This window comes from Bradyrhizobium sp. (assembly GCF_035935975.1).
In the GTDB taxonomy this organism is placed as follows: domain Bacteria; phylum Pseudomonadota; class Alphaproteobacteria; order Rhizobiales; family Xanthobacteraceae; genus Bradyrhizobium.
The window spans coordinates 94,871-119,705 of sequence record NZ_DASYWN010000046.1; the positions used below are offsets into that span (position 1 = coordinate 94,871).

The 24,835-nt window shown below is 64.5% G+C and carries 25 protein-coding genes and 1 tRNA gene; 15 read left to right on the forward strand and 11 right to left on the reverse strand.

The genetic code is table 11. The features are described from left to right. Window positions 1-18: 18 nt before the first annotated feature. Complete coding sequence (locus VGR99_RS28540; RefSeq protein ID WP_326903290.1) at window positions 19-621, reverse strand: YidB family protein; 603 nt, start codon at window positions 619-621, stop codon at window positions 19-21. Window positions 622-772: 151 nt separating this feature from the next. Here VGR99_RS28540 and VGR99_RS28545 point away from each other — a divergent pair, with 151 nt between their 5' ends. Together VGR99_RS28545 and VGR99_RS28550 are read left to right on the forward strand one after the other, a co-directional pair. After that, window positions 773-1,780, forward strand: coding sequence for a 2-dehydropantoate 2-reductase (locus tag VGR99_RS28545; protein WP_326903291.1), 1,008 nt, complete (start codon window positions 773-775; stop codon window positions 1,778-1,780). A 17-nt stretch (window positions 1,781-1,797) separates the two neighbouring features. After that, entirely contained in the window at window positions 1,798-2,010 is a 213-nt protein-coding gene (locus VGR99_RS28550) for a hypothetical protein (RefSeq protein ID WP_326903292.1), read from the forward strand. A gap of 57 nt (window positions 2,011-2,067) precedes the next feature. Here the strand turns inward: VGR99_RS28550 and VGR99_RS28555 are convergent, their stop codons facing one another. After that, on the reverse strand, window positions 2,068-2,703 hold the full coding sequence (locus VGR99_RS28555) for a hypothetical protein (RefSeq protein WP_326903293.1): 636 nt from the start codon (window positions 2,701-2,703) through the stop codon (window positions 2,068-2,070). Window positions 2,704-2,913: 210 nt separating this feature from the next. Here VGR99_RS28555 and VGR99_RS28560 point away from each other — a divergent pair, with 210 nt between their 5' ends. The 5 genes from VGR99_RS28560 to VGR99_RS28580 all read left to right on the forward strand — a co-directional run bounded on the left by VGR99_RS28560 (window position 2,914) and on the right by VGR99_RS28580 (window position 7,644). Further along, window positions 2,914-3,942, forward strand: coding sequence for an alpha/beta hydrolase (locus VGR99_RS28560; RefSeq protein ID WP_326903465.1), 1,029 nt, complete (start codon window positions 2,914-2,916; stop codon window positions 3,940-3,942). 123 nt (window positions 3,943-4,065) lie between these two features. Next, entirely contained in the window at window positions 4,066-5,583 is a 1,518-nt protein-coding gene (locus tag VGR99_RS28565) for an AMP-binding protein (RefSeq protein ID WP_326903294.1), read from the forward strand. Between the two features lie 19 nt (window positions 5,584-5,602). Continuing rightward, complete coding sequence (locus tag VGR99_RS28570) at window positions 5,603-6,241, forward strand: RraA family protein (protein ID WP_326903295.1); 639 nt, start codon at window positions 5,603-5,605, stop codon at window positions 6,239-6,241. Between the two features lie 27 nt (window positions 6,242-6,268). Beyond that, window positions 6,269-6,640: a dimethylsulfonioproprionate lyase family protein gene (locus VGR99_RS28575; protein WP_326903296.1), complete on the forward strand. Its 372-nt coding sequence runs from the start codon at window positions 6,269-6,271 to the stop codon at window positions 6,638-6,640. Window positions 6,641-6,687: 47 nt separating this feature from the next. After that, window positions 6,688-7,644 carry a tripartite tricarboxylate transporter substrate-binding protein gene (locus VGR99_RS28580; RefSeq protein ID WP_326903297.1) on the forward strand — a complete coding sequence of 319 codons (957 nt, stop codon included), beginning with the start codon at window positions 6,688-6,690 and terminating at the stop codon, window positions 7,642-7,644. Here the strand turns inward: VGR99_RS28580 and VGR99_RS28585 are convergent. Further along, entirely contained in the window at window positions 7,634-8,338 is a 705-nt protein-coding gene (locus VGR99_RS28585; RefSeq protein WP_326903298.1) for an adenylate/guanylate cyclase domain-containing protein, read from the reverse strand. The genes VGR99_RS28580 and VGR99_RS28585 overlap by 11 nt on opposite strands. Before the next feature lie 277 nt (window positions 8,339-8,615). Between VGR99_RS28585 and VGR99_RS28590 the strand changes: the two genes are divergently transcribed. Together VGR99_RS28590 and VGR99_RS28595 are read left to right on the forward strand one after the other, a co-directional pair. Beyond that, window positions 8,616-9,854 (forward strand): YcaO-like family protein, encoded by a 1,239-nt coding sequence (locus VGR99_RS28590; RefSeq protein WP_326903299.1) that lies wholly within the window; start codon window positions 8,616-8,618, stop codon window positions 9,852-9,854. Window positions 9,855-9,948: 94 nt separating this feature from the next. Beyond that, window positions 9,949-11,988, forward strand: a complete 2,040-nt coding sequence (locus tag VGR99_RS28595) for a BTAD domain-containing putative transcriptional regulator (RefSeq protein ID WP_326903300.1) — start codon at window positions 9,949-9,951, stop codon at window positions 11,986-11,988. Between the two features lie 14 nt (window positions 11,989-12,002). Here VGR99_RS28595 and VGR99_RS28600 read toward each other — a convergent pair whose 3' ends face one another. After that, window positions 12,003-12,506 (reverse strand): hypothetical protein, encoded by a 504-nt coding sequence (locus VGR99_RS28600; RefSeq protein WP_326903301.1) that lies wholly within the window; start codon window positions 12,504-12,506, stop codon window positions 12,003-12,005. Between the two features lie 26 nt (window positions 12,507-12,532). Continuing rightward, a complete protein-coding gene (locus VGR99_RS28605) occupies window positions 12,533-14,062 on the reverse strand; it encodes a peroxidase family protein (RefSeq protein ID WP_326903302.1) in 1,530 nt (509 codons plus the stop codon). 470 nt (window positions 14,063-14,532) lie between these two features. Here VGR99_RS28605 and VGR99_RS28610 point away from each other — a divergent pair, with 470 nt between their 5' ends. Continuing rightward, entirely contained in the window at window positions 14,533-14,958 is a 426-nt protein-coding gene (locus tag VGR99_RS28610) for a hypothetical protein (RefSeq protein WP_326903303.1), read from the forward strand. A gap of 62 nt (window positions 14,959-15,020) precedes the next feature. Here the strand turns inward: VGR99_RS28610 and VGR99_RS28615 are convergent, their stop codons facing one another. Next, window positions 15,021-16,307: an SUMF1/EgtB/PvdO family nonheme iron enzyme gene (locus tag VGR99_RS28615; RefSeq protein WP_326903304.1), complete on the reverse strand. Its 1,287-nt coding sequence runs from the start codon at window positions 16,305-16,307 to the stop codon at window positions 15,021-15,023. A gap of 193 nt (window positions 16,308-16,500) precedes the next feature. Between VGR99_RS28615 and VGR99_RS28620 the strand changes: the two genes are divergently transcribed. The 3 genes from VGR99_RS28620 (at window position 16,501) to VGR99_RS28630 (ending at window position 19,180) form a co-directional block, all read left to right on the forward strand. Continuing rightward, window positions 16,501-16,577 (forward strand) — tRNA-Arg (locus tag VGR99_RS28620). 213 nt (window positions 16,578-16,790) lie between these two features. Then, window positions 16,791-17,861 carry a DUF2252 family protein gene (locus VGR99_RS28625; protein WP_326903305.1) on the forward strand — a complete coding sequence of 357 codons (1,071 nt, stop codon included), beginning with the start codon at window positions 16,791-16,793 and terminating at the stop codon, window positions 17,859-17,861. A gap of 179 nt (window positions 17,862-18,040) precedes the next feature. Next, complete coding sequence (locus VGR99_RS28630) at window positions 18,041-19,180, forward strand: amidohydrolase/deacetylase family metallohydrolase (RefSeq protein ID WP_326903466.1); 1,140 nt, start codon at window positions 18,041-18,043, stop codon at window positions 19,178-19,180. An 83-nt stretch (window positions 19,181-19,263) separates the two neighbouring features. Here VGR99_RS28630 and VGR99_RS28635 read toward each other — a convergent pair whose 3' ends face one another. The 3 genes from VGR99_RS28635 to VGR99_RS28645 are packed head-to-tail and all read right to left on the reverse strand — an operon-like array spanning window position 19,264 to window position 20,764. Beyond that, window positions 19,264-19,857 (reverse strand): TlpA disulfide reductase family protein, encoded by a 594-nt coding sequence (locus VGR99_RS28635; protein WP_326903306.1) that lies wholly within the window; start codon window positions 19,855-19,857, stop codon window positions 19,264-19,266. Continuing rightward, on the reverse strand, window positions 19,850-20,323 hold the full coding sequence (locus VGR99_RS28640) for a DsrE family protein (RefSeq protein WP_326903307.1): 474 nt from the start codon (window positions 20,321-20,323) through the stop codon (window positions 19,850-19,852). The genes VGR99_RS28635 and VGR99_RS28640 overlap by 8 nt, the downstream gene beginning before the upstream one ends. 12 nt (window positions 20,324-20,335) lie before the next feature. Continuing rightward, entirely contained in the window at window positions 20,336-20,764 is a 429-nt protein-coding gene (locus VGR99_RS28645) for a DoxX family protein (RefSeq protein ID WP_326903308.1), read from the reverse strand. Between the two features lie 103 nt (window positions 20,765-20,867). Between VGR99_RS28645 and VGR99_RS28650 the strand changes: the two genes are divergently transcribed. Next, window positions 20,868-21,752 (forward strand): LysR family transcriptional regulator, encoded by an 885-nt coding sequence (locus VGR99_RS28650; RefSeq protein WP_326903309.1) that lies wholly within the window; start codon window positions 20,868-20,870, stop codon window positions 21,750-21,752. 20 nt (window positions 21,753-21,772) lie between these two features. Here the strand turns inward: VGR99_RS28650 and VGR99_RS28655 are convergent, their stop codons facing one another. Continuing rightward, window positions 21,773-22,918 (reverse strand): acyl-CoA dehydrogenase family protein, encoded by a 1,146-nt coding sequence (locus VGR99_RS28655; protein WP_326903310.1) that lies wholly within the window; start codon window positions 22,916-22,918, stop codon window positions 21,773-21,775. 126 nt (window positions 22,919-23,044) lie between these two features. Here VGR99_RS28655 and VGR99_RS28660 point away from each other — a divergent pair, with 126 nt between their 5' ends. Beyond that, window positions 23,045-23,722 carry an alpha/beta family hydrolase gene (locus VGR99_RS28660; protein ID WP_326903311.1) on the forward strand — a complete coding sequence of 226 codons (678 nt, stop codon included), beginning with the start codon at window positions 23,045-23,047 and terminating at the stop codon, window positions 23,720-23,722. Between the two features lie 3 nt (window positions 23,723-23,725). On the opposite strand, the gene VGR99_RS28665 is transcribed toward VGR99_RS28660, so the two are convergent. Then, window positions 23,726-24,700: a ketopantoate reductase family protein gene (locus VGR99_RS28665; RefSeq protein ID WP_326903312.1), complete on the reverse strand. Its 975-nt coding sequence runs from the start codon at window positions 24,698-24,700 to the stop codon at window positions 23,726-23,728. Window positions 24,701-24,835 lie beyond the last annotated feature (135 nt).

Below are 24,835 nucleotides of genomic sequence, written 5' to 3' on the forward strand. Positions count from 1 at the left end.
GCGCAGATCGAACTTCGACTAAATTCTGCCCGATAGCTCGTCCTCGGTCGGCAGCCGCCCGTCAGGCGTCAGATGGTCGACCACCTGCGGCAGATACTGGCTGAGGCCGGAGAGCAGATCCTGGCGTGACAGGCCGCTCTGGGCGGACAGGCTCTCGATCTGGTCGGCACCGAGCGCGTTGGCGAGATCGCCCGGCGAGATCGCCTTGTTCTCACCCTTGCCGACCCAGGAATTCGCGGCCTCGCCGTGGCCGCCCTGCTGAAGCTGGTTGAGGAGATCGCCGAGCCCGCCGCTGAGCACGGTGCCGGCCGCGCCGCCCGCGAGCAGGCCGCCGAGGCCGCCTTTGAGCAGATCGCTGAGGCCGCCGCCGTTCCCGGGTCCACCGGGAAGAGCGCTGCTGCCCGTATTGACAGGCGTCGGCGGCGGCAGCGGTGAGCGCTGCTGCGGGGCAGGTGCCGCGTCGGGCTGGCCTGCGGTCAGGTGCTTGAAGGCCTTCCAGGCGATCAGGCCGAGCAGCGCCATGGTCATTGGCGACATGCCGCCGGAGGATTGCTCAGAGCTAGGCGTGCTCGGGCCACGCGGGCCGTTCTGCATGCCATTGAGGACGTCGAGTAAACCCATGGCGTTCTCCTTTGGCGATTGCTCGCCGGTGACAAGCCCCCGGGGCGAAAACATATGAGGCTCTCATGACGGTTACAAGGCGGATGCGCTGCAACCAATGGGCAGGCGGTGCTGCCTCTGCTATCGAGGGCGGGACGTTAGGGAGAACGAGGTGGTTACGGATCGACCCATCGTGGTGGCCGGCGCGGGCGCCATCGGCTGTTTCGTCGGCGGCATGCTGGCGGCATCCCGCCGCCGCGTCGCGCTGCTGGTGCGGCCGCGGGTGAAGACCGAGATCGAGCGGTTCGGCCTGCGGCTGACTGATTTCGACGGCTCCGAGCAGAAGCTCGGCCCGGGCCAGCTCGCGCTGTCGGAGGATCCCGCGATCTTCCACAGCGCCGGCATCGTGCTGGTCACGGTGAAGAGCGCCGACACCGCCGAAGTCGCCGACCAGATCGCGCGGCATGCACCGCAGGATGCGGTCATCGTCTCCCTGCAGAACGGCGTCGGCAATGTCGCCGTATTGCGCGAGCGCCTCGGCGGCCGGCGCGTGCTCGCCGGCATGGTGCCGTTCAATGTGGTCGCCATGGGTGAAGGGCGCTTCCACCGTTCGAGCTCCGGCGACATCCATGTCGGCGCGGATGCAGAAAACACGGCCGGGGCACTCTCGGTGCCGGGCCTTAACGTCCGCGCAAGCGCTGACATTACCGGCGTGCAATGGGGCAAGCTGATCATCAATCTGAACAATGCGCTCAGCGCATTGTCCGATATGCCGCTCGCCGCACAACTGGCGAACCGCGACTGGCGAAGGCTGTTTGCCGACCAGATGGCGGAAGGTCTGGCCGCGCTGAAGGCCGCCGGCATTGCGCCGGTGTCGGCAACTCCGATCCCGATGAACTGGTCTCCGACCTTGCTGCGGCTGCCCGACATGGTCTTCAACGCGATCCTGGGACGGACCATGAAGATCGATCCCGAGGCGCGTTCCTCGATGTGGCAGGATCTGAAGCAGGGCCGCAAGACCGAGATCGATTATCTCCAGGGCGCAGTCATCGCGCTGGCCGAGCGGAACAATGTCGCCGTGCCGCTGATGCGCCGCATTGTTGCGCTGATCAAGGACGCGGAAATTGCCGGCAACGGTCCGCCCGGGCTGAAGCCGCAGCAGATTCGCGGAACGGCCTGAGGCGAGGGAGAAGCGCGATGAAGCGTTGTCTGACGATCGGGCTCGCGCTGACCGCGCTCTGCGCCGCAACCGCGCTTGCCTACGCAAGGCCGCCGACCGTCATGAACTCGCCCGGCTACGACCGGCGATTGCAGGAGAGCCGCAAGGCGCTGGGCGAGTCACAGACGACAACGCCGGCGAATGCGGCGGTGGCCAAGCCGAAGCATAGCAAGAAGAAGCAGTCGAACTGAAGATGAAGTGCGGCTCTCCATCCGATCGTCATTGCGAACGTCGGCGGTGGCCTGAGCTCACCCCTTTTTCGCCGGCTTGCTCGGCGCCGGGTTGAACAGCCTCTTCAGGTCGTTCAAGCTTTCCGACAGCAGCGGCCACTCGCAGGAGAACGAGCCCTTGGCGCAGGGCGCGCCCTTCGACCGCTGGCCTGCCGCCTTCGGCCGCTCGACCGGGACGGGTACGCGCGGGGCTTCGGTTCGCAGCGCGACCCGTTGGACTTGCTGCGTCTGTTGTTCCTGCTGCTCGTGCTGCTGGCGCGCCATGGCCAGGGCGGTGGCTTGGGCGGTGGCCTGGGCCGCTTCATGGCTGCGGCGCTGGTTGGCGAGATAGGCGGTGTAGGATTCGTCGATCTTCTTCTGCTCCTCCGGCGTCGGGTTCGGCCCGGCGATGTCGAAGGTGCGGTCCTGGAGAAAATCGTAATAAGAATAGCCGCCGCCGGCCTTGCGGCGGCCGGCGAATTTGGCGTTGCAGTCGGCAAGCGCGGCAGTTTTCTCGGTCTTGGTCGCGGCCTTCTCGGCGGCGTCGGCGCATTCCTCGAAATCAACCGGCGCGCGCTTCCACCATTGCGCCTGGGCATGCGAATGCGTCAGCAGAAAAAATCCTGCTGCGGCAAAGAGAAGCGCCGCACGACGCGATGCAACCACGACCGACATTCTACGAGAGCAATCCTTGCCAAACTCAACTCGAACTGAGTCGAGCCGGATTTTTGCCCCTTTATCGCCGGCTTGTCACCCATGGAACTCGGGAATTTCATGGCTGTAATGCTGACATTTTTTGCTTGACGTTGCCCGGGAGTCACAGCCGCGCAGCACCTGATGCGCTTAAAGTTTTTATCCATCCGAATGCGAGGGGGAATGTTCGTCATGAGAGCGCTGGTCTGTCTTGCCACACTCGCCCTGGTGCTGATTTGCGGCCGCGCCTTCGCGGCGGACGAAGATGCGCCCAACCGCAAGCCGGTGAAGGCCATCGGCGATGCGCGGCTCTCGGTCGGCGGCCGGGGAATGCTGCCGCTCTACCTCTCCCGGGACTGGTCGCTGCCACAGCCCGCGATCTCGCGCGCGATCATCGTGCTGCATGGACGGCTGCGCAATGCCGACGAATATTACATCTCGGCCAACAACGCGCAGGCCGCGGCGGGCGACGATGGCAAGGCGTCGCTGATGATCGTGCCGCAGTTCCTGGCCGAGATCGATATCGATGCGTACAAATTGCCGCAGGACATGCTGCGCTGGTCACTGGAGGGATGGGAGGGCGGCGATGCCGCGCTTGCACCCAATCCGGTCTCCTCGTTCGAGGCGCTCGATGCGATCCTCGCAAAACTCTCCGACCGGCGCATCTTCCCGAACCTGAAGCAGGTCGTGGTTGCCGGTCATTCCGGCGGCGGCCAGGTCGTGCAGCGCTACGCCATCGCCGGCAAGGGCGAAGCGGCCCTGTCGCGCCAGCATATCGAGATCCGTTATGTCGTCGCCAACCCCTCGTCCTATGCCTATTTCAGCGCCGAGCGGCCACTGCCGAAGATTGCCGCATCCTGCCCTGGCTACGACAACTGGAAATACGGCATGGGCGACCGGCCGCCCTATCTCGCGGACGCGACGCCAGCCGCGCTCGAGCAGCGCTATGTCGAGCGCGAGGTGATCTATTTGCTCGGCACGCTCGACACCAACCCGAAACATTCTGCGCTGGACAAGAGCTGCATGGCGGAAGCGCAGGGGCCGTATCGGTACGCCCGCGGGCACGCTTATGCCGATGCGATGGCCAAGCGCGATCGCGGCACGCCCAATCACCGTGTGTGGGACGTCGCCGGCGTCGGCCATGACGGCGACAAGATGCTGACCTCGAAATGCGGTCTCACGGCGCTGTTCGATATTCCGGGCTGCGGCGCGGAGCGCTGACGCAGGTCTGCCTTGCCGGCAATGTCTTGTAGGCATCGCCCCGGCTGTTACACTTCGCAGCGCGAGCGCCGCACGCCGCGGCGCCGCCAAGAAGCTGCCAAGAACACGAAGTGGAAACGCCTGATGCTGCTGCCCCTGTCCGACGTGCCGCGCTGGTACGCTCAACGCAAACCGCAAGGCACGATCGCCGTCCAGCATGGGCAGGACAGGCTGACCTGGGACGAGCTGGAGCGCGGCGCCAATCGCCGTGCGCGGGCATTCGCCGCGAAGGGCGTCAAGCCCGGCGACTTCGTCGCGATCGGCTTGCCCAACGGCAACGCGTTCTTCGAGACATCCTTCGCGGTATGGAAGTGCGGGGCGACGCCGACCTCGCTGTCATGGCGATTGCCGCGTGGCGAGGCTGCCGCGGTGCTCGACATCCTCAAGCCGGCGCTCGTGGTCGGCGGCGAGGCCGACTGGAACGCGCCGAACCGGTTGCCCGCGGGCTTCGTGCCGGAAGGTTTTTCGGATGAGCCGCTCAATCCGCCGGTGGCCCGCTACTGGAAGGCCATGACCTCAGGCGGCTCGACCGGCCGTCCGAAGGTGATCCTCGACCACCAGCCGGCGGTGACCGACACGGTGGCCGCGCCGCCGCTCAACATTCCCTTCGGCGTCTCGCTGCTCAATCCCGGTCCGCTCTACCACAATGCGCCGTTCATCGTGTCGCACTACGCGCTGTTCACCGGCGGCAAGCTCACCGGCCTGACCAAGTTCGACGCCGAGGAGACGCTGCGCCAGATCGCGCGTGAGCGCGTGCAATGGGTCAATTTCGTGCCGACCATGATGCACCGGATCTGGGCGCTGCCGGAGCAGGTGCGTAACGCTTACGACGTGTCGAGCCTGCAGACCGTGTTTCACATGGCAGCTCCGATGCCGCCCTGGCTGAAGGAGAACTGGATCGCCTGGCTCGGACCCGAGCGGGTCTGGGAGCTCTATGGCGGCACCGAGCGCCAGGGCTCCTGCATCATCTCCGGCACGGAATGGCTGACCCACAAGGGCTCGGTCGGCAAGATCGGCGAGATGGCGCGCTTGCGCATCGTCGGCGAAGACGGCAACGACGTCGCGCCCGGCGAGACCGGCGAGATCTATTTCCTCAACAATGACGGCAAGGACGCCACCTATCACTATCTCGGCGCCGAGCCGAAGCGCCGCGCCGACGACTGGGAATCGCTCGGCGATATCGGCCGGCTGGATGCCGAAGGCTACCTCTATCTCGGTGATCGCCTCGCCGACATGGTGCTGCGCGGCGGCGCCAACATCTATCCGGCGGAAGTCGAGGCCGCGGTCTCCGAGGCCCCCGGCGTGCGGTCCTGCGTCGTGGTGGGATTGCCCGATCCGGAGTTGGGACAGCGGGTGCATGCCATCATCGAGCCGGAGGGCGATGCGGATGGCCAGGCCATCGCCGACGGCATGGCGGACTTTCTGAAGGACCGCCTCAGCCGCTACAAGCATCCCGAGAGTTTCGAGATCGTCAGCGCGCCGCCGCGCGACGATTCAGGCAAGGTTCGCAGAACGATGTTGCGCGACGAGCGCGCGGCGTGGATGAAGGAAGGGCGTGCCTTCCGGATCATGCCGGCGAAGGCGCGGGCGCACGCCGAATAAGAAGAGAGGATTTCAGAATATGACCATCACCATCGCAGCGAACAGCGTGCCGAAGCCGCCGGCCGGGATCATCGAGGGCTTTCGCGGCGCGCCGACCTCGGTCATCTCGGACAATCTCGCCCGGCTGCCGGGCGCGGTCGGGCTGAAGCCTTATCATCGCGGCGGCAAGCTGGTCGGAACGGCCTTCACCGTGCGCACCCGTCCCGGTGACAATCTCGCCATTCACCGCGCGCTCGAGCTGGTCGGCCCGGGCGATGTCATCGTGGTCGACGGCGGCGGCGACGAGACGCGCGCGCTGGTCGGCGAGATCATGAAGAACATCGCGCAGTGGCGCAAAGCCGAAGGCTACGTCATCGACGGCGCGATCCGCGATGTCGCGGCGTTCGCAGCCGACGACTTCCCCTGCTACGCCCGTGCTGTGATCCATCGCGGCCCCTACAAGAACGGTCCCGGCGAGATCAACGTGCCCGTCTCGGTCGGCGGCAGCGTGATCTCGCCTGGCGACATCGTGGTTGGCGACGAGGACGGCGTGGTGTCGTTTCCCGCCGCAGGTGCCGCGGCGCTGCTGGAAGCAGTCCGTGCCCAGGTCGCGCGCGAGGAGGAAACCATGAAGGCGATCCGCGAGGGCCGCTATCAGGGCTCGTACGGCAAATCCTGATCAGACAATGACGAGGGGGAGAGTGGCGTGAGCCAGAAGGAAGAATTCCACAATATCGACAATCCCGACGACGGTCTCTTCCGCGAACTCGCGGCGGGGGTGACCACGCGCATCTTCTCCGGCGAGCAGGCGATGCTGTCGGTCGTGACGCTGGCGCCGCATGCGCAAGGTTCGCTGCATCATCATCCCGAAGAGCAATGGGGCGTGCTGCTCGACGGTTCCGCCATCCGCGTCCAGGGCGATGAAGAGATCCCGGTGAAAAAGGGCGATTTCTGGCGCACGCCCGGCAACGTGCCGCACACCATGCGCGCCGGCCCCGATGGCGCCCGCGTGCTGGACATTTTCAGTCCACCGCGGCCAGAATACAGAAAACCGGGGTCGGGTTTCGGGACGACCTAAGCGCTAGAGAGCAACAAGCCAGGCGCAAAAATAAAAGGGAGGGGACCATGACGATCACACGACGGGCGCTGCTGGCCGCGCCCGCCATCCTCGCGATGGCACCGGTACGCGCGCAGGCCTCGAAGATCACGCTGGTGGTGCCGTTCCCGCCGGGCGGCTCCACCGACGCGATGGCGCGCTTGCTGCAGGCCAATCTGCAAACCAAGCTCAACCGCATCGTCGTGGTCGAGAACAAGTCGGGTGCCGCCGGCGCCCTCGGTGCGGCGCAGGTCGCCAAGAGCCCGCCGGACGGCTCGTCGTTCCTGGTCACCTTCGATTCCCACGCGGTGATCCCGTCGATCCTCGACAAGCCACCGGTCGATGTCGAGCGCGAATTGATGCCGGTGCTGCTGGTCGGCACTGCGCCTTACGTGATCGCGGCCGGCGCCGGCCGCCCCTACAAGAGCTTTGCGGACGTGGTGGCGGCCTGCAAGGCGACGCCGGGTGCGGTGAAATACGCCTCCGTCGGCATCGGCACGCTCGGCCATCTCGCCATGACCGTGCTCGGCAACAAGGCCGGCGTCGAGATCATGCACGTGCCCTATCGCGGCGGCGGCCCGGCCATGAACGACGTGCTCGGCGGCCATGTCGATCTCATTGCGGGATCGGCGGCGCTGGTCGCGGCACAGCTCGGCACCAACATGCTGCGTCCGATCCTGCAGCTCGGCCGCGAGCGGCTGCCGGGCTTGCCGGATACGCCGACCGCGATCGAGGCAGGCTTCCCGGATTTCGAGACGCTGGCCTGGTGGGGAATCTTCGCGCCCACCGGCACGCCGCCCGACATCGTCGCTGGCCTTGCGGCCGCGTCCAAGGAGATCCTGAGCGAGCCCGCGACCGCGGCCCAGCTCAAGGAGACGCAGCAGATGACGCTGCTGCTCGAGGATGGTCCCGCCTTCAAGACCTTCTTCGACAAGCAGGTCGCCTATTGGGGCAAGGTGGTGAAGGACAACAATATCAGGGCGTGACGAGGCCCACAGGCCGCCCGCCGAGCGCGGCAAGGCCGCGCGTCAAGAGAGGAAGCGGCTGGAGTTCTTCCGGCTGCTTCCTGCTCTTTCGCCGCCTGGCATCACACCTGCAATGAAAGACGCGCACCGGGCGGCCCATGTTGTGAAAATATTGTTCTCCGACGTCTTCGAGTTGCAGGGCGAGGGCGCTGCCGACGCGGTTTGCGATGTCGTCCGTCATCGCGATTCCGCCTGGGGGTGCGATTGCCTGCAGACGCGCGGCCACATTGACGTCGTGACCATAGATGTCCTCGGCGTCGGCCATGATCGGGCCGCAGCTCAGGCCCATCCGGAACACGATCCGGCTGTCCTTGGCGGTCCTTCGGCCGCGCTCGATCATTCCCTTCTGGACGTCGATCGCACAACGGGCGGCGTCAATCGCTGTCTCAAATTCGGCCAGGATGCCGTCGCCTGTCGATTTGAAGAACCGCACGCGGTATTCCCTGAGCTTGGGATCGACCAGCTCATTGCGATGGGACTTGTAGAGATAATAGGCGAACTCTGGGTCCAGGAATGTGAGCCGCGAATATTCGACGACATCGACCGTGAGGACTGCGCCCCATCTACGCTCGAGGGTCGGCAGGTCCGATCGGCCGCAGCCTATCGGCGCATCGAGTATCACGGCACGTGAGTTTGCTGATGTTCTCAACCACATAGTGTGCCTCCTCGACGAATGTTTGCGACAGTCGTTCGCGTCGGATGCAGGCACCCTAGGAGGCCAGCGTCATTGCAGCGTCATTTGACCGTAAAAGGCGAACGGCTGCGGGGAGGGCGCCGGGCCGCCGCCCGGCACGGCTTTTCACGCACGGTTGACGAACCCGTGTCATTGCTGGCCATCGGCTGAGACTGAGCCCGTCCGGGGTGATTGGGCTTGCTCGGGGCTTCAGCTAGTGTGACGGTTGCGTATCGCCGAAAATGGGCAGGGATCGATCATGCATCTCGCCGTTCTCGACCTGGACTCCCCGCCTGGCCGCAAGCTGCTCGACCGTGTCGCCGGTCTTGCATCGGCCGAGCTTGTCGCGATCGCCGGGCGTCTGACTCGCCTGTTCACGATCGCGTCTCCCTTTGCACCCGGCTTTCACTGCATCGGCGGCGAGATCGCCATCGCCCCCGATCCGGCCGCGACGACCGCCACGGTGGTGCGACTGAGCGTCACAGGAAATGGCGAGACGCTGGAGGCCGCACTCGTCTCATGTCTCGGCGAGGCGGCCGAGTATCTTTCCCAGTTCGAGCGGCCGGGCGACATTGCCGCAGCGGTCGCCGCGAACGATCAAGCGAGTTTTGTTTCGGACGGATGGATCGGTCAGGCCACATCAAGCGCCGACCGGGCCATCGACTGCGTCCATGCGTTCGATGCGGCAACCGGAGAAGCCATGCGATTGCCGGCTGATCTCTGCCTGAGACGGCCGCAAGAACGCATGGCGATCGAGCCGGTCAGCGCATTATCTTCGGGGGCAGCCGCGGGCCCGAGCTTCGAAGCCGCAGCGCTTCGCGCGATCCTGGAGCTTTGTGAGCGCGACGCGGCCGCAATGTGGTGGCTCGGCGGCCGCCGCCCGAAGCGTTTCGCGCTGGAGCATCCTGTGACCAAATCGGCGGCCGAACTGATCGCCCGGTTGCGCCAGAGCGAGACGGCGCGGCGGACCACGTTGCTCGATATCACGACCGATCTCGGCATTCCGGCCGTTGCGGCCGTATCGGTCGATTGTGACGGTAAGGGAATGGCATGCGGGCTGTCGTCAAGACTGACCGCGAGCGACGCGGCAAGGGCCGCAATCCTCGAGATGTGTCAGATGGAGATGTCCGCGCCGGTGGCGGAAGCCAAGCGCGCCGAGCGTGGCGATGCCGCGCTCAATGCGGCCGATCGTCGCCATCTGCGTCGCGCGGAGTTTTCCGCCACAGATTGCGTGTTGCTTCAACCGGCGGCGGTATCGCCGAACGCTGTGAGCCTGCCGGCTGCCGATCTGAAGGGATTTGTGGCGCAATTGGGGAGCCGTGGCATTCGGCTCTTTCTGGTCGATCATACGCGACACAACATTGGAGTTGCCGTCGCAAGGGCTGTTTCGCCTGATCTGCAACCTTTTTCGGCAATCGTCTCGACGAAGCGCTTTTCAAACGCGCACGGTAATAGCGAGAGCCCTGATGTCGCCGGGCACGACATCCCGCTATTCTGAGAGCGAAGATATCGCTAGACGCCCATCGGTTGCGTTTCGTAGACTTTAGTAAGCGTGGTTGACCATGACTCCGGCATTGGTAGGAGCCTCAGAGGTGGCAACGGGCATTCAGGAAGCGCTGGCGAATGGGCAGCTGGCCCTCCGCCTCCTCGGCGATTTTGCCGCCAGGATCGACGAGCGCGAGATTTCACTTGCGACGCGCAAGGCCAAGGCACTGACCGCCTATCTCGCCCTGTCGGACAATACGCAGGACACGCGCGAGCGTCTGGTCGGTCTGTTGTGGAGCGAGAGCGACGAAGAACATGCGCGGGCCTCGCTGCGGCAGGTCGTGCATGACATCAGACTGGCCTTCGACAATGCCGGCTTCGCGGGATTTCGCGCCGACAAGCAAACCCTGGCGCTCGCCCGCGAACGGCGCCTCTGCGATGTCGACGAGGTGCTCGCCGCCGCGGCGCGCGGCACCGTGCATCCGCGGCTGCTCGATACCCAGCGCATCACCGAGACCCTGCTGTCCGGTCTCGACAACCTCGATCCGGCTTTCCAGGTCTGGTTGCTGACCAAGCGCCAGTTGCTTCATGACCGACTGACGCTCGCGCTCGAGCGCCTGTTGTCCCCCGATGGGGACTCGCGCGAAGCCAATGACGCCGCTCTGGCTCTGCTCAATCTCGATCCGACACATGAAGTCGCTTGCCAGCACCTCATCCGGGTGCGTGCGGCGCGCGGCGATGTCGGCGGAGCCCTGAAGATCTACAAGTCTCTCTGGGACCTGCTGGAAGCGGACTACGACATCGAGCCATCCAAGGAGACCCAGGAGCTGATCGTTCGCATCAAGCAGATGCCGGGCCTGAACGAACAGCCGCAGGCGCCGGTGGTCGTCCAGACCTTGCTCGGAGTGCCGCACATGCTGACCCCCTCGCCGAAGCGGCTGCTCATATCGGTCTGCACATTCCAGGCGAGCGGCGTGCCCGAGGACATGCGCCACCTCGTCGACGGGTTTCGTCATGAATTCGTCGCCTGCCTGGCGCGTTTTCGCGAATGGTCGGTGCGGACATTGCCGCCGCTTTGGGAATCGGAGCCGAGGACGTGGTCTTCGCCGCCGGAATATATCGTCGAGGGCAGTACGTATGAGTTGAATGGTACGGTCCGGCTCGTCGTCACGCTGCGCGATGCGGCCAATTCCGTGTGCATCTGGAGCGAGCGCTATTCGATCACGCTGACCGAGTGGTTCGACACGCAGGAGCGTATCGTTCGCCAGATCGCCATGGCGCTGAACATCCACGTCTCGGCCGAGCGGCTGCGCCGCCTTGCGGCCGGAGGCGAGGTGACCCTGGAGATCCACGATCGATGGCTGCGCGCGCAGGCCCTGCTGTTGCAAATGGACTCGAAGCATTGGCCGGCAGCCGCCTCGCTGGTCGAGAGCCTGCTGGCCGACGCGCCGGATTTTTCCCCTGCGCTCAGCGGCCTGGTTCAGTACCGCAACATCGCGCATATCGCGCTTCCCGGCCAGTTCCGCGATGTGTCCAAGCTGCCGGAGACGTTGCGGATCGCACAACGCGCGATTCAACTCGATCCGCTCGATTCGCGTGCGCAACTCGCGCTCGCATGGACCTACCAGCTGCTCGGCCGTGTCGATGAATCGACACTGCATGCCGCGCTCGCGGTCGATCTGAACGAAAACGATCCCTGGACCTTGATGGCATCGGGCCAGATCTTCGCTTACTGCGGCAAATATGAACGCGCGGCGAGCCTTTCAGCCGCATCGCTCCGCATCACGCCGGTCCCGACGGCGCCGCAGATTGCCTATTCCGGCGCGATCAAGTTTCTCTGCTCCGACTATGCGGGATGTTCCAATGTCTCGCGCGAGGATCTCGGGGTGTCTCCGGCCTTCGTGATATGGGAATGCGCGGCCAAGGCGCATCTCGGCCGGCTCGACGAGGCGAGGTCGGATTTCGCGAAAGCGCTGGAGTGGATCGCCGCAGATTGGCGAGGCCAGCAGCCGCCAACGCGCGAAAGCATCACGCGCTGGCTGCTGCACGTCTTTCCGATCGCGATCCGTGCCGACTGGGAGCGCCTGGCCGCTGGTCTTGCCGCAGCAGGCGCCCCCATCGAGGGGATCGAGTTCGGCTCCTGGTGAGAGCTGATCTGGCTTCAGCCGCAGGTGTTGATGGTGTATTCGCCGACCCGCTCGGCGTGGAGCTTCGCCTTCTGGACCTGGCTGCTCGTCTGTTCAGCGAGCGGCGGATGGCCTTCGATGCGGTCGTAGAAGCCCGGCAGGAAATAGCGATTCCCATTCTGTTGCAGCCGAGCTTCGGACTCAGCGATCCTGACGGAATGCGGGAGCTTCACGTAGTGCGTATTTAACTCAACGTAGGTCATCTCGAAATACAAGTCTTCGTCGCCCGTGACGTCAGGATTATTGACGCCGTCGTCGAAGAAGAGCTGAACGCCGGCAGACTGGGCCTGCGCGACGAAGTCGCGGAAGGTCGTCGGCCTGGGAAATTCGGGCTTGGGCTCGACGACGGTGGGAAACGGATTCTGTTCGGTGATCACATGCCGGACGTAATTCTTGCCGGTGGACCATGTCTTGACCAGCTTGCCCCAATTCTCGTGATTGCCAGGAATGTTTCGGACGTTGATTCTCGGGTAGGCCATCGCTTCTCTCCTTCGCTACGTGGTTGTCATGCTGGGGTGACGCGTTGTCTGTCGTTGAGAAATTGCCGAACGGTGGTCAGGCTGATCTTCCGCGCGGGTCCCTCGATGTCCGCCAGGAATGCGAAGATGTTGGTCTGGCTGCTCCCGGTCTTGCCGAGCGTTGCCGCCGATAGGGTCGCGAGCTCGCCCTGCAATCCGCCGGCGGGATTGCCAGGCAGCAGCCGGTCGTATTGCAAGACACCGCAGATCACGTCGGCGACGACGATCGAACCCAGGATGCCCAGGCGTTCGCCCTGGTTGCCGGAGGCCAAGCCTGCCTCGAAACGGACGAACAGTGGGATCGGAGGATCATTCGCGAGTGTCTTGATTTCCTGCGCCGACAGCTTGTTGAAGGCGCCGAAGCTCTCGTCCGATCGCTTGGTCAACCAGTCGGCAATGCGTGCGGCCCATGGCCGCGAACCGATCAGTCCCGCCAGGAATTCAGATCGCTCGAGCAGCGCGCCGTGCGTCGTCCTGAGGCGGTCGACGAGGGAGCCGATCGACCAGGGCTGGATCGCAATCGAGCTCAGGAGGTCGCGCGCAATCAAATCGCCTTCCCCGGGCACGTCTTCCCCGATGCCGACTTGAGACCACGGCCCGATGCGGATGCTGACGTTTCCGGCGTTGGGGTCGCTGGTGAAAAATAGATCCCAATTCACCAGCCAGGCGGCTTCCAGGGGAACGTCGGAGGGCGATTTGTCGGAGGTGTGCGCCAGGATCTGCTCGATGGTAAATGCGTTGGCCGGGCCATCGTTGAAGCGATAGATCGGCCTGATCATGGAATGGCCGAAACGGAAGAACCCGTTGGTGAATTCGAGAGGCGCCCGCCATTCGCCGCCGACGCGCCAGGGGAACGGTGCCTGACCGGTGCTGTAGGCCTGCCAGACGTCCTGGTGCAAAATGCGCGGAAGCAGGTCTTGACGGATCAGGTCGCGGTAGATCAGGACGCAGGCGGTCCGTGCAGCCGTGAACAGCCGTTGCGCGTCGGCAAACGGATTGGCCGTCGGGGGCAGGGTCCCGCCTCGCACCAGCTCGTCCGCGATGCAATTGTGCAGTTCGTGGAAGAGAACCAGGATCTGCGAGATGAGCGCATGGGAATCGTTGCGCGGGTCGGCGATCAGGGCTTCGGGATAGCTCGTCTTCCGGGCAAGCTCGGCGGCAGTGCTCGTGGTGCCCCGCGCGATGTCCTTTTTGGGACCGCTATGGTTTTGATCGTTCCTGTCGATCCGCGAATTGCCCAGCCGGAGCTTGCTGCGGAATGCGATCTGGCTCGCCTCATAGGCGTGCGGGCATTCGGTTGGTCCGCCGCCATAGACCGTCTCGAGCCGGAGCGGGGCATTTCGGACGTTGCTGAGCCCGGCCGTCTGCCCGTCGCCGAGCGACGTCGAGATCGCGCTGTGCACGAGATCATGCGCAACCATCTGCAGAAAATAGGTGTAGCCGCTCGGCAGATTGGGATTTGGTCTCGCTTTATTCTCGTCCGGATTGAACCTGATCAGATGCGCGAGGCGCTTCATCAGGTTCTCGGCCCGCGCCCATTGATCGGGATCCGATGGGTCAAATCGGTTGCCCTCAAGCGTGAAACGCTGGTCGTCCGACGGGGGCGAGATGAAGTGGCAAAAGCCGCCGGGATCTTCCGCAGAGCCTTGTGCAGAGGCTTGCGAAGGCGGCTGATCATTTGCGGTCTGGCGGAAACGCGTCGAAGAAATCGTCCCATGTGATGCCATGGCGTCCTCGCATCTACCTGTCCAAGTCTAAGGCCATCTCCCGTGAATTCAGCGTGAAATGATCGTCCCTTGCGGCCGCGAGGCGCTTCACGCTCCCCTCACGCGCTCATCGTACTCCCGTCCATACAAAAAGCGGCACACCGGGAGGAAACAGTGCGCGAGCCAGAGCATAGCATTTCGGCACCCGGGCGTTGTCCCGGCCGGCCGACCTGCCAGCCCCTGCAATCTCTCAATTTCAGTCAATCAGCCGGGGCAATGGAATGGCCGATTTCTCGATCTGCATGACGAACAGGCTGCAATTCTCGACGTGCGATGCTCCGCACGTTCCGACAAGCAAGACGCATGAAGAGACCGTCCTTGTCGAGTTGCGCGGCGACCTTCTGACGATAACCGCGCTCGGCGCGGATAGCAGTCCCGGAAGTCGCGTCTATGCGCAACGCACGATCGACCTGCCGGAGACGTCGATTTTCATGATCCTCCCAGAACTGCCGTCCCGGGTTCGGGACGGCGCCTTTTTTCCCGCCCTCGGGACCGTGGCGATTTTACACCCCCGCCCGGACAAGCAGCGCCGGCTGCGCGCGGTCGGCACGGACAACAACAGCGGGCAGTGTCACGGATGGATTTTTGACGCAATCGAGATTGCGTCAAGTTCAAATCGGCCAAGCGAGGTAACGTCCGGCCGCTAATTCGCCGGCTGCGGTCATCCGCCGCGGACGAGGTCCTCGACCACCTTTAGGCCAATGCTGGATCACGGCTCGCTCAAGTCGCGGACGACGCGAAAGCCATTGAAGGGCGATAGTCTCAACGACGTAGTGAAAACGCGCGCGGCCAGCCCGAAATCGGAGAAATTCTCGTAGCTGTTGCCGCGCAGGACGCGAAGCTGGCAATCGGCGTCGGTCGTCCAGGCGGAGCCATCCCTGGGCGCCCCGTCATAGCTGGGGTGCCAGCAATCCTGAACCCATTCCCAGGCATTGCCGAGCGTGTCGTACAATCCGAACCTGTTCGGCTCGAACCGTCCGGCGGGCGCGGTTTCCGCAAAACCGTCCTCGCATTGATAGGCGCCCCAGTTCGGATGCGCCTTGCGCCTGGTGAGATCGGGCACATTGCCGATCCTGCACACATCCTTCAGCGTCTCGATGGTGTAGACGGCGCGCTTTTCGCCGGCCCGCGCCGCATATTCCCACTCCGCTTCGGTGGGAAGCCGGTATTTGCGCCCGGTCTTCTCCGAGAGCCATCTGACATAGGCCTGCGCGCCGAGCCAGGAGACGCCGATCGCCGGATGGGTCTCGAACCCGGCCTGAACCACGAATTTGTTGAGGCGCGAGAGCACGATGCTGTTGGGGTCGGTGCGGTCGGTGGTGATCCAGCGCGGGTCGAAGGACCCGTAGGAAACGTTCAGGAAATCAACATACTCCTGGGCCATGACCTCGAAGCGGCCGATCGCAAATGGATGGGCGATCGTGACTGTTCTGGGCGGCATCGCCCAGGCGGGCGCGGATGGCTCGTTGTCCTGCGCGCCCATGACGAAGAGTCCCGCGGGCAGGACCGTCATCGACGGGCAATTGTAGCAGTCGGAGAATGTCTGCCCGGGCTGCGGGGAGCGAACGCTCATGATGGCCGGAAGGAAGAGGTAGGTCGCAAGCCCCGCGATCAGGACGATGCAGATCGCGCCGGCCGCGCCCAGCGCCCATCGATTCCAGAACCCGCCCGTGCGGGGATGGTCGAAGGCGCTTTCGGGGAGGATATCGAGCCTGGCGAAGTGGTCGGGCTCCGTGTCGAGCCCGGCATCCGCAACCGGTCCGCCGATCGTCGGCAGCCGGCGGAGCGCGGCGTCGTAGACGGCCTTCTGGGTCGGGTGCTCCACGACCTTGTAGGCTTCGTTGATGAGGTCGAAGGTGACCGCAGCTTCGGGTTCGGGATTCCTGTCCGGGTGATATCGCTTGGCGAGGCGATAATAGGCAGCTTTGACATCCTCGAGCGAGGCATAGGCGGGAAGGCCGAGGACCTCGTAATATGTATCGCTTTCAGCCGGCATAATCGGAAGACGGACAACCTGCGACGCAATCGCGACACTCAATGATGGAACCCTACGTCAGGCCATCGATAAAATCTAGAGTTGTATGGCGGCTCGGAATGACGCCGACGTGGTTACGCCGCCTCCGAGGGCTTCCGGTCCAGCCTGCGCTTTGCTATGTACGGCCAACAACCTGCCGCTCGGCGGGTTACGCGGTCCCGTAGCTCAGCCGGATAGAGCGACGGTTTCCTAAACCGTAGGTCGGAAGTTCGAGTCTTCCCGGGATCGCCATTTTTCAATTCTCGGTTCGTCCGTTCTGAGCTCTCGCGAGGCTGCTCGCGCACGCAAGGTCCTGTCCCCCCGATACAATCAATGTTTGCATCCGGGTCTGTTTGCTCCTAGCATTTCGCCCTTGCGCTTCAGCCGGCATATGATGCTACCGGCGATTGATTAATTTCATGCGAGCCGCGCCTCGGCTCCGGCTCGCCAACATTTTGGTGGCCCATGACATTTCAGCGCGACAATGCGGCGTTCGAGGATTGGCTGCGCGACCAGTGCGATGTCGTCGAGGACGACCTCGTCTACAAGCATGAACGGATGCAGAAGGACGCGTTCACGTTCTTGCGGGCTACGTTCTTCCGCTGGGCGAGGCGCATCGAGAAGCTTTGTCCCAAGCTGGAGGACGCTCCCGCCGTGCTCTCGGTCGGTGACCTTCACATCGAGAATTACGGGACCTGGCGCGACGCCGAGGGACGGCTGGTCTGGGGCATCAACGATTTCGACGAAGCGGCGGTCATTCCCTATCCCTTCGATCTTGTCCGCCTCGCGACCAGTGCACGGCTCGCGCCGAAGGCGCAGGCCGATAATCGTGTGGCGGCGGCCACCATTCTCGAAGGTTATCGGGAGGGACTGGCAAACCCGGCTCCGTCGCTGCTCGACGAGCAGGAGAGCTGGATGCGGCCCTTCGTCGTCTGCAGCGACGAGGAGCGGCGGGACTTCTGGGATGAAGTGAAGGACTATCCGGACGCCGAGCCGCCGGCCGAAGTTGTGTCCGCACTCAAAGAAAGTCTCCCAGAGGGCTTCAAGATCAAACGGTACGCTTCGCGCAGAAAGGGCGGCGGCGGTCTTGGCCGACCGCGCTTTGTTGTCATCGCAAAGTGGAATGGCGGAAAGATTGTCAGGGAAGCCAAGGCGCTGGTGCCCTCCGCCTGGCACTGGGCGCACGAGACCAGGGGCAAGCCGCGCTTTCTGGACCTTGCGCGAAAAGGATTTCGCGCACCCGATCCTCATCTCGCATTGAGCGACGGCGACGGCTACATCATCCGGCGTATCGCTCCCGATCAGCGCAAGATTGATCTCAGCAATCGCAGTGGTCCGCGGCTCAGGCTCGATCTGCTCTGGGCGCAGGGATTTGACCTCGGTGCAGTCCATGCCGCGAAGCGCAGTGCTCAGGAGGCGATTGCCGACGATCTGCCCAAGAGAAAGGACGACTGGCTGTACGAGGCCGCAAAGACTGCGGCCGAAGACGTCCAGGAGGATTTTGACGAATGGAAGAAGGTTCGGCTGCCCTTGTAGCCGGATGGCACCGGCGGCGCTGGTGAGCGCCGCTGCGCGTCGTGATTTGCCAAGTGATTTGCCAAGTCGGCGCGAAAATTGCTAGCAAAATGGCCCGCAGAGACGACAGGCCGAAGAAGCAGCTTCCAGCCCGTCCTGTGCCCGCCACTGGCAATGCCCTGCCATATCCGGAGACGATGATGCCTTTTGACTTGATCCTGCGTGGCGGCCGTGTGGTCGACCCGTCACAGAAGCTCGACGCCGTGACGGATGTCGCCTTTGCGGGCGGCAAGGTTGCTGCGATCGGCAGCGGGCTCAAGGCGGATCCGGGGACCGACGTGCGCGATGTGTCACGCTATATCGTGACGCCGGGGCTGATCGACCTTCACACCCATGTCTATTGGGGCGGCACCTCGCTCGGCATCGATGCCGAGGAATTCTGCCGCCTGTCCGGCGTCACCACGGCGGTCGACACCGGCAGCGCTGGTCCCGGCAATTTCGCCGGCTTCCGCAAGCACGTGATCGAGCCGAGCCAGGTCCGCATTCTCGCCTATCTGCACGTCTCGCATGCCGGCATTTTCGGCTTCTCGCACCGGATCATGGTCGGCGAAAGCGAGGAACTGCGGCTGATGAATCCGATCGAGGCGGCCAAGGTGGCCGATGCCAACCGCGACCTCATCGTCGGCATCAAGGTGCGCGTCGGCCTGCATTCCTCGGGTACGTCGGGCGCCGTGCCGCTCGACATCGCGCTCGAGGTCGCCAACGAGGTCGGCATGCCCCTGATGGCGCATATCGACCATCCGCCGCCGAGCTATGAGGAGGTGCTGGGCCGCCTGCGTCCCGGCGATATTCTCACCCATGCGTTCCGGCCGTTCCCGAACACGCCCGCGACCGCGCAAGGCACGGTGAAGAAGGCGGTGCTGGACGCGCGCGAGCGCGGCGTGCTGTTCGACATCGGCCACGGCAAGGGCTCGTTCGCGTTCAAGACTGCGCGCGCGATGCTCGCCAACGGCTTCTATCCGGACACCATCTCCTCCGACATCCACCAGCTCTGCATCGATGGCCCGGCCTTCGACCAGGTCACGACCATGTCGAAGTTCCTGTGCATGGGCATGGAGCTGTCCGACGTGATCGCGGCCTCGACGGTGAATGCCGCGATGGCGCTGCGGCGTCCCGAACTCGGCAGCCTCAAGCCGGGCAGCGTCGGCGATGCCACGCTGATCTCGGTCAAGCAGGGCCAGTTCGACTACGAGGACGTCGTCGGCGAGCATTTGATCGGCGACCGCAAGATCGCGTCAGAGGGTGTCGTGATCGGCGGCCGCTGGTGGCATCCGAACTGAAGCATGATCCGGACCGGCACGGCCGCGCAGCGCAAAGTGCGAAGCGGTTTTCCGACAAGATAATGCGCAAACAGCAATCCGCGCTAGCCCTGCTCGCGATAGAATTGCAGCAGGCGCGTGCCCGCGGGTGAGAGCCACTCGGGCGCGCCGGCGATATAGCCCTCGACGCGGCTGCTCGTGCCGACGAGATAGGTGATGGGCATGCCGACGAGCGAGAACATCTCGGTGGATGCCTGGGCCGCCGCGCCGTAGGCATCGACGTAGCAGGCGAGCTCTTTCACGGCGAGGCCGCCGAGAAACGCGCGGATCTTGCGCAAATCCTTGGTGTCCGTGCAGATCGCGACGATGTCGAGCCGGTCGGGCCGCGATCCCGCAAGGCTTGCGAGCGTCGGCAGATCGAGCCGGCAGGCTGCGCACCAGGTCGCCCAGAAGTTCACCAATGTGATGCGGCCCGGCTTCGCCGTCACGACGGCATCCCGGCCGTTCGTGTCCTGAAGCCTGAGCTGCGGCATCGGCGCGTGCGGCCGCACCACCGTGAACTGGTTGCGGCCGGTCTCGAACACCGGCGGCCAGCGCTCCTGCGCGTTGGCCGCGCGCAGGAGCGCAAGAGCCGGCGCGGCCATCAGCATCGCCCGCCGCGATAGCACCGGATCGCTCGGGCGTGCCGTCTTACGCATGGATGTAGGCCCAGCCCTTGAGTTGCAGGTCGACCACGCGCCCGATGCCGAACGGCACGAGGCTCGCGCCTGCGATCAGCGGGATGGAGATCTGCTCCTTGGCTTCCGCGATCGCCTTGGACGAGGCGCACATGCTGTAGGTGAGGTTCGGCAGCGACTGCCGCAGCGTTGCGAGCGGCTCGACCAGCGGCGTCTTGTCGGCGCGGAAGACGTCGATGCCCTTGCCGTTGGCGACGACCTCGATCAGCAATCGCGCGCCCCTGTCGGCAAAGTGTTTTGCGAGGTTGGCCGAATAGCTGATCGCGTGACCCATGACATAGGGCTCGTTGCTGTCGACCAGGATCACGACGGCATCGGTCAGACGATCCTCCTTGGCCACAGCGCTGCCGCCGGCCGTGAGGATCGCGGTGCCCGCAAGCAGGCCCCTGCGGGACCATCCCTTGGCTGAGATCTTGGCTGAGATCATGGCGGCTGCCGCTCAGAACTGCCGCGGTGCGATCGGGGCCTTCCAGCCGCGGCCCCACAGCACGAACAGGCTGAGCGCGAGCAGGACGACATTGAGCGGCGTGACCGGCGCTTCGCCGCGCGAGACGTGGAAGACCAGCGCGAACACCTGCAGCACGGAGCAGCCGAGCGCAGCCAGCACCGTCAGCCGCGGCAGGATCCGCGTCAGGGCCGGCAGCAGGATGCCGATGCCGCCGGCGAGATCGACCAGCGAGATGAAGCGAACGAAGGTTTCGGAATACTGCCCGGCCCAGGGCATCATCGCGGCCAGTTGGGGAATGGGAGTGAGCAGCTTCACCAGCCCCGCGGAGATGAAGGTGAAGGCGATCACGACCTGCGCGGCCCAGAGGCCGATGCGAAGGGCGCGGCCGGGGGCGGGGGTCTCGAAGGCGGTGGTGGACATAGCGGGTCTCCAAAATGCGAGGGTCGCCACCATTTGATAGTTTCACTATCTTTGATCATTATTTGTTCCGGGATGAGTTCGTTTCCTCTGTGTTGATGATCTGATGGATTCGCTGGTCAGCATGAGGGTGTTCTGCCTGGTCGCGGAGCTGAAGAGCTTTGCAACCGCGGCCCAGCGCCTGCGCATCTCGCCCGCGATGGCGAGCAAGCACGTGATGCAACTCGAGCAGCGGCTCGGCACGCGGCTGCTCAACCGGACCAGCCGGCGCGTCAGCCTGAGCGAAAGCGGTGCGCTATATTTCGAGCAGGCGCGGCAGATGCTGGATGCGCTCGACGAGGTCGAGGCCGCCGTCAGCAATGCGACCGTGGTCCCGCACGGTACGCTGCGGCTGACCGCACCGGTGTGGATGGCGAACACGATCTTCGCGGGCGTGCTGGCGGACTATCAGGCCCGCTATCCGGACGTGCGCCTCGACGTCGATCTCAGCGGGCGGCTGGTCAATCTCGTGGAGGAGGGTTTCGATCTCGCCTTGCGCGCGACCGGTGCGCCGGACGAAGCGCTGATCGCGCGTCCCATCAGCAACGTCCCGTTCTACATGGTTGCCGCTCCCGCCCATCTCGATCGCGTCGGGCGTCCGGCCAGGCCGGCCGACCTCGCCGGCCAGGCCTTGCTGCACTATGCGCTCTATCCCGGCGAGAGTTTCTCCTTGAACCGGAACGGCACAGTCGAGACCATCAAGCTCAATCCGGTCCTGCGCAGCGGCAACGAGACCCTGCTCCACATGGCCGCGCTGGAAGGCATGGGCTTTGCCTTCCTGCCGAAATGGCTGGTTGCAGAGGACATCGCCTCCGGACGCCTCGTGCACATTCTGCCTGATGACGTCGTCTTCGAAGGGCGCCTGTTCGCAGTCTATCCGAGCCGCAAATATCTCTCCGCGAAGGTGAGGACCTTCATCGACTTCATCGCCGCCGACAAGCGGATGAAATAGCCGGCGCTACAGCGGCCTGATCACAAGGATCGGGCGATCAGCAGCTTCATGATCTCGTTGGTGCCGCCATAGATCTTCTGGATGCGGGAATCGATGAAGATGCGCGAGATCGGGTATTCCTGCATGTAGCCGTAGCCGCCGAACAGCTGGAGGCATTCGTCCGCGGTTTGCACCTGCTTGTCCGAGCACCAATACTTCGCCATCGACGCCGTGACGGTGTCGAGGTCCTTGGCGACGAGGCGCTCGATGCACCAGTCGACGAAGACGCGCGCGATCATCGCTTCGGTCTTGCGCTCGGCGAGCGTGAAGGCGGTGTTCTGGAAATCCATCAGCGGCTTGCCGAACGCTTTCCGCTCCTTGGTGTATTCGGTGGTGAGCTTGACCGCGCGCTCCATCGCGTCGACGGCGCCGACCGCGAGCGCGAGGCGTTCCTGCGGCAGTTGCTGCATGAGCTGCACAAAGCCCTGGCCTTCCTCCTTGCCGAGCAGGTTTTCGGGCGGCACGGTCACGTTGTCGAAGAACAGTTCCGAGGTGTCGGAGGCATGCAGGCCGATCTTGTCGAGGTTGCGCCCGCGCTTGTAGCCATCGGCGCCTTCGGTCTCGACCACGATCAGCGAGATGCCCTTGGCGCCGGCCTCGCCGGTGCGAGCGACGACTACGACGAGATCGGCGGCCTGGCCGTTGGTAATAAAAGTCTTCTGGCCGTTGATGACGTAGGAATTGCCCTGCTTCTTCGCCGTGGTCTTGACGGCTTGCAAATCCGAGCCGGTGCCGGGCTCGGTCATGGCGATGGCGCCGACCATCTCGCCCGAGGCCATTTTCGGCAGCCAGCGCTTCTTCTGCTCCTCCGAGCCGTAATTGAGGATGTAATGCGCGACGATGGCGCTGTGCACGGAGACGCCGGTCGTCAACTCCGGCACCGTGCTTTCGAGATCGTCCAGCACGGCGGCGTCATAGGCGAAGGTCGCACCCAGCCCGCCATATTCCTCCGGCACGCTCGCCAGCAGCGCGCCCATCTCGCCGAGCCCGCGCCAGGCGAAGCGGTCGACCATCTTCTGCTCGCGCCATTTCTCGGCATGCGGTGCTAGGTCCTTGGCAAGATATTTCCGGAACTGGTCGCGGAAGACGTCGAGCTCTTCGGTCATCCAGGAGGAGCGGTAGGACATGATTACCTCGGTTGATGCGGCTGTCCGGCTTGGTAGGCCAGGGCGCCGCGGCAATTATTGTGTTTTCAGGCTGCGCCGGTGACGCTACCAAGGCGGCCGGAAACGCGTCTGTCGGGATGATCGATTGTGGCCGCCAAAACCAGAGAGCTCAAGCTCGAGATCGAGAACATCGGCACGGTCTCGGCGATCCTGACGCAGCCCGACAGCGTGCGCACCTGTTACGTCCTGGCACATGGGGCCGGCGCCGATATGCGGCATGCGTTCATGGCGAAGGTCGCGGAAGGCCTCGCGGATCGCGGCATCGCGACGTTCCGCTTCAATTTTCCCTACATGGAAATGAAGAAGGGTCGCCCTGACCAGCCGGCGGTCGCGCACGCCGCCATCCGCGCGGCGGTGGAGGAGGCGGCACGACTGTGTCCCGGCGTGCGGCTGGTCGCCGGCGGGAAATCCTTCGGGGGGCGCATGACCTCGCAGGCGCAGTCCAAGGATCCGCTGCCCGGTGTGAAGGGGCTCGCCTTCCTCGGCTTTCCCCTGCATGCCGACAAGAAGCCGTCGTCCGAGCGTGCCGAGCACCTCGCCGGCATCGCAATCCCCATGCTGTTCCTGCAAGGCACTCGCGATGGGCTGGCCGACCTCGGCCATCTCAAGCCTGTCATCACCTCGCTCGGAGCGAAGGCGACGCTGCATGAGATCGAGGGCGGCGATCATTCCTTCGCGGTGTTGAAGAAGTCCGGCCGCACCAATGACGAGGCGCTGACAGAGGTGCTGGATACGCTCGCGGCCTGGATCGACAAACTTGGCTGACGCTCAGGCCGAATAAAGCCCCTTGTCGCGTGCCTTCTGGATCGCGAGCGCGGCGATCAGGTCGAGCGTCGGCGTCGACAGGCCGGCGGTGCGGGCGAAGGCGGCGGGCGCCTTCACCAGTACGTCGATCTCCATGGCACGGCCGAGCTCGTAATCCTGCAGCAGCGATGGCTTGTGGTTGGGAGCGGGGCCGCTGCGGGTCACGCGCTTGACCTCGGGAATGAAGTGCTGGGCAATGTCGTTGGCTTCGTTCAGCATCCGCGGAATGACCTCGGCGAAGGCCGGGTCGTCGCGCACGCCGCGCGCGGTCTGGCCGGTGAGCAGGCACAGCACCGACAGCGACATGTTGGTCAGCAGCTTTGACCAGATCGCCTCGCGGATCTCGGCCACCGGCGGCGATTCCAGCCGCGCGTCGTTGAAGGCGCCGCGGAGTTTTGTGATGCGCTCGCAATTGCGGTCGTCGCATTCGCCGATCAGGAGGCGGTTGCGGTCCGGGGTGAGGTTCTGCACCACGCCGGGCGCGGTCACCTCGTTGGAGGAGAAGATGACGCCGCCGATAATCCGCTCCCTCGGGATGCAGGCACGCAAACGTCCGCCCGGATCGAGAAAGGAAATGTCGGGCGGGGTGGGATGCCGCGGCGGCAGGCCGATCCCATACCACCAGGGAATGCCGTTCTGCGCGAACACGATGGCGGTGTCGTCCTGGAGCAGCGGCTTGATGCTGGCGACCAGCCCGGTCAGCGCGGTGGCCTTCAGTGTCGAGATCACGACGTCCTGCGGGCCGAGCTGGGCTGGATCGCCGGACGCATTCACCTTGGCGCTGACCTCGGAATCGCCGACGCGCAGCTTGAGGCCGTTGGCGCGGACCGCCTCCAGATGCGCCCCCCGCATCACGCAACTGACCTCATGACCGGCGCGCGCCAGCCGTACCGCAATGTGGCTGCCGACGGCGCCCGCGCCGAAAATGCAGATGCGCATATGATGTCCCGTCCCTGATCCCTAGGATGCCGCCCGAGCGCACCATGACACAAGCCGCCATGCGATGGGCGCGGCCGCCCCACGCTGGAAAGATATGGATCGGGGTGTGTTGCCTCGGCCATAGTGCGCGGCAAA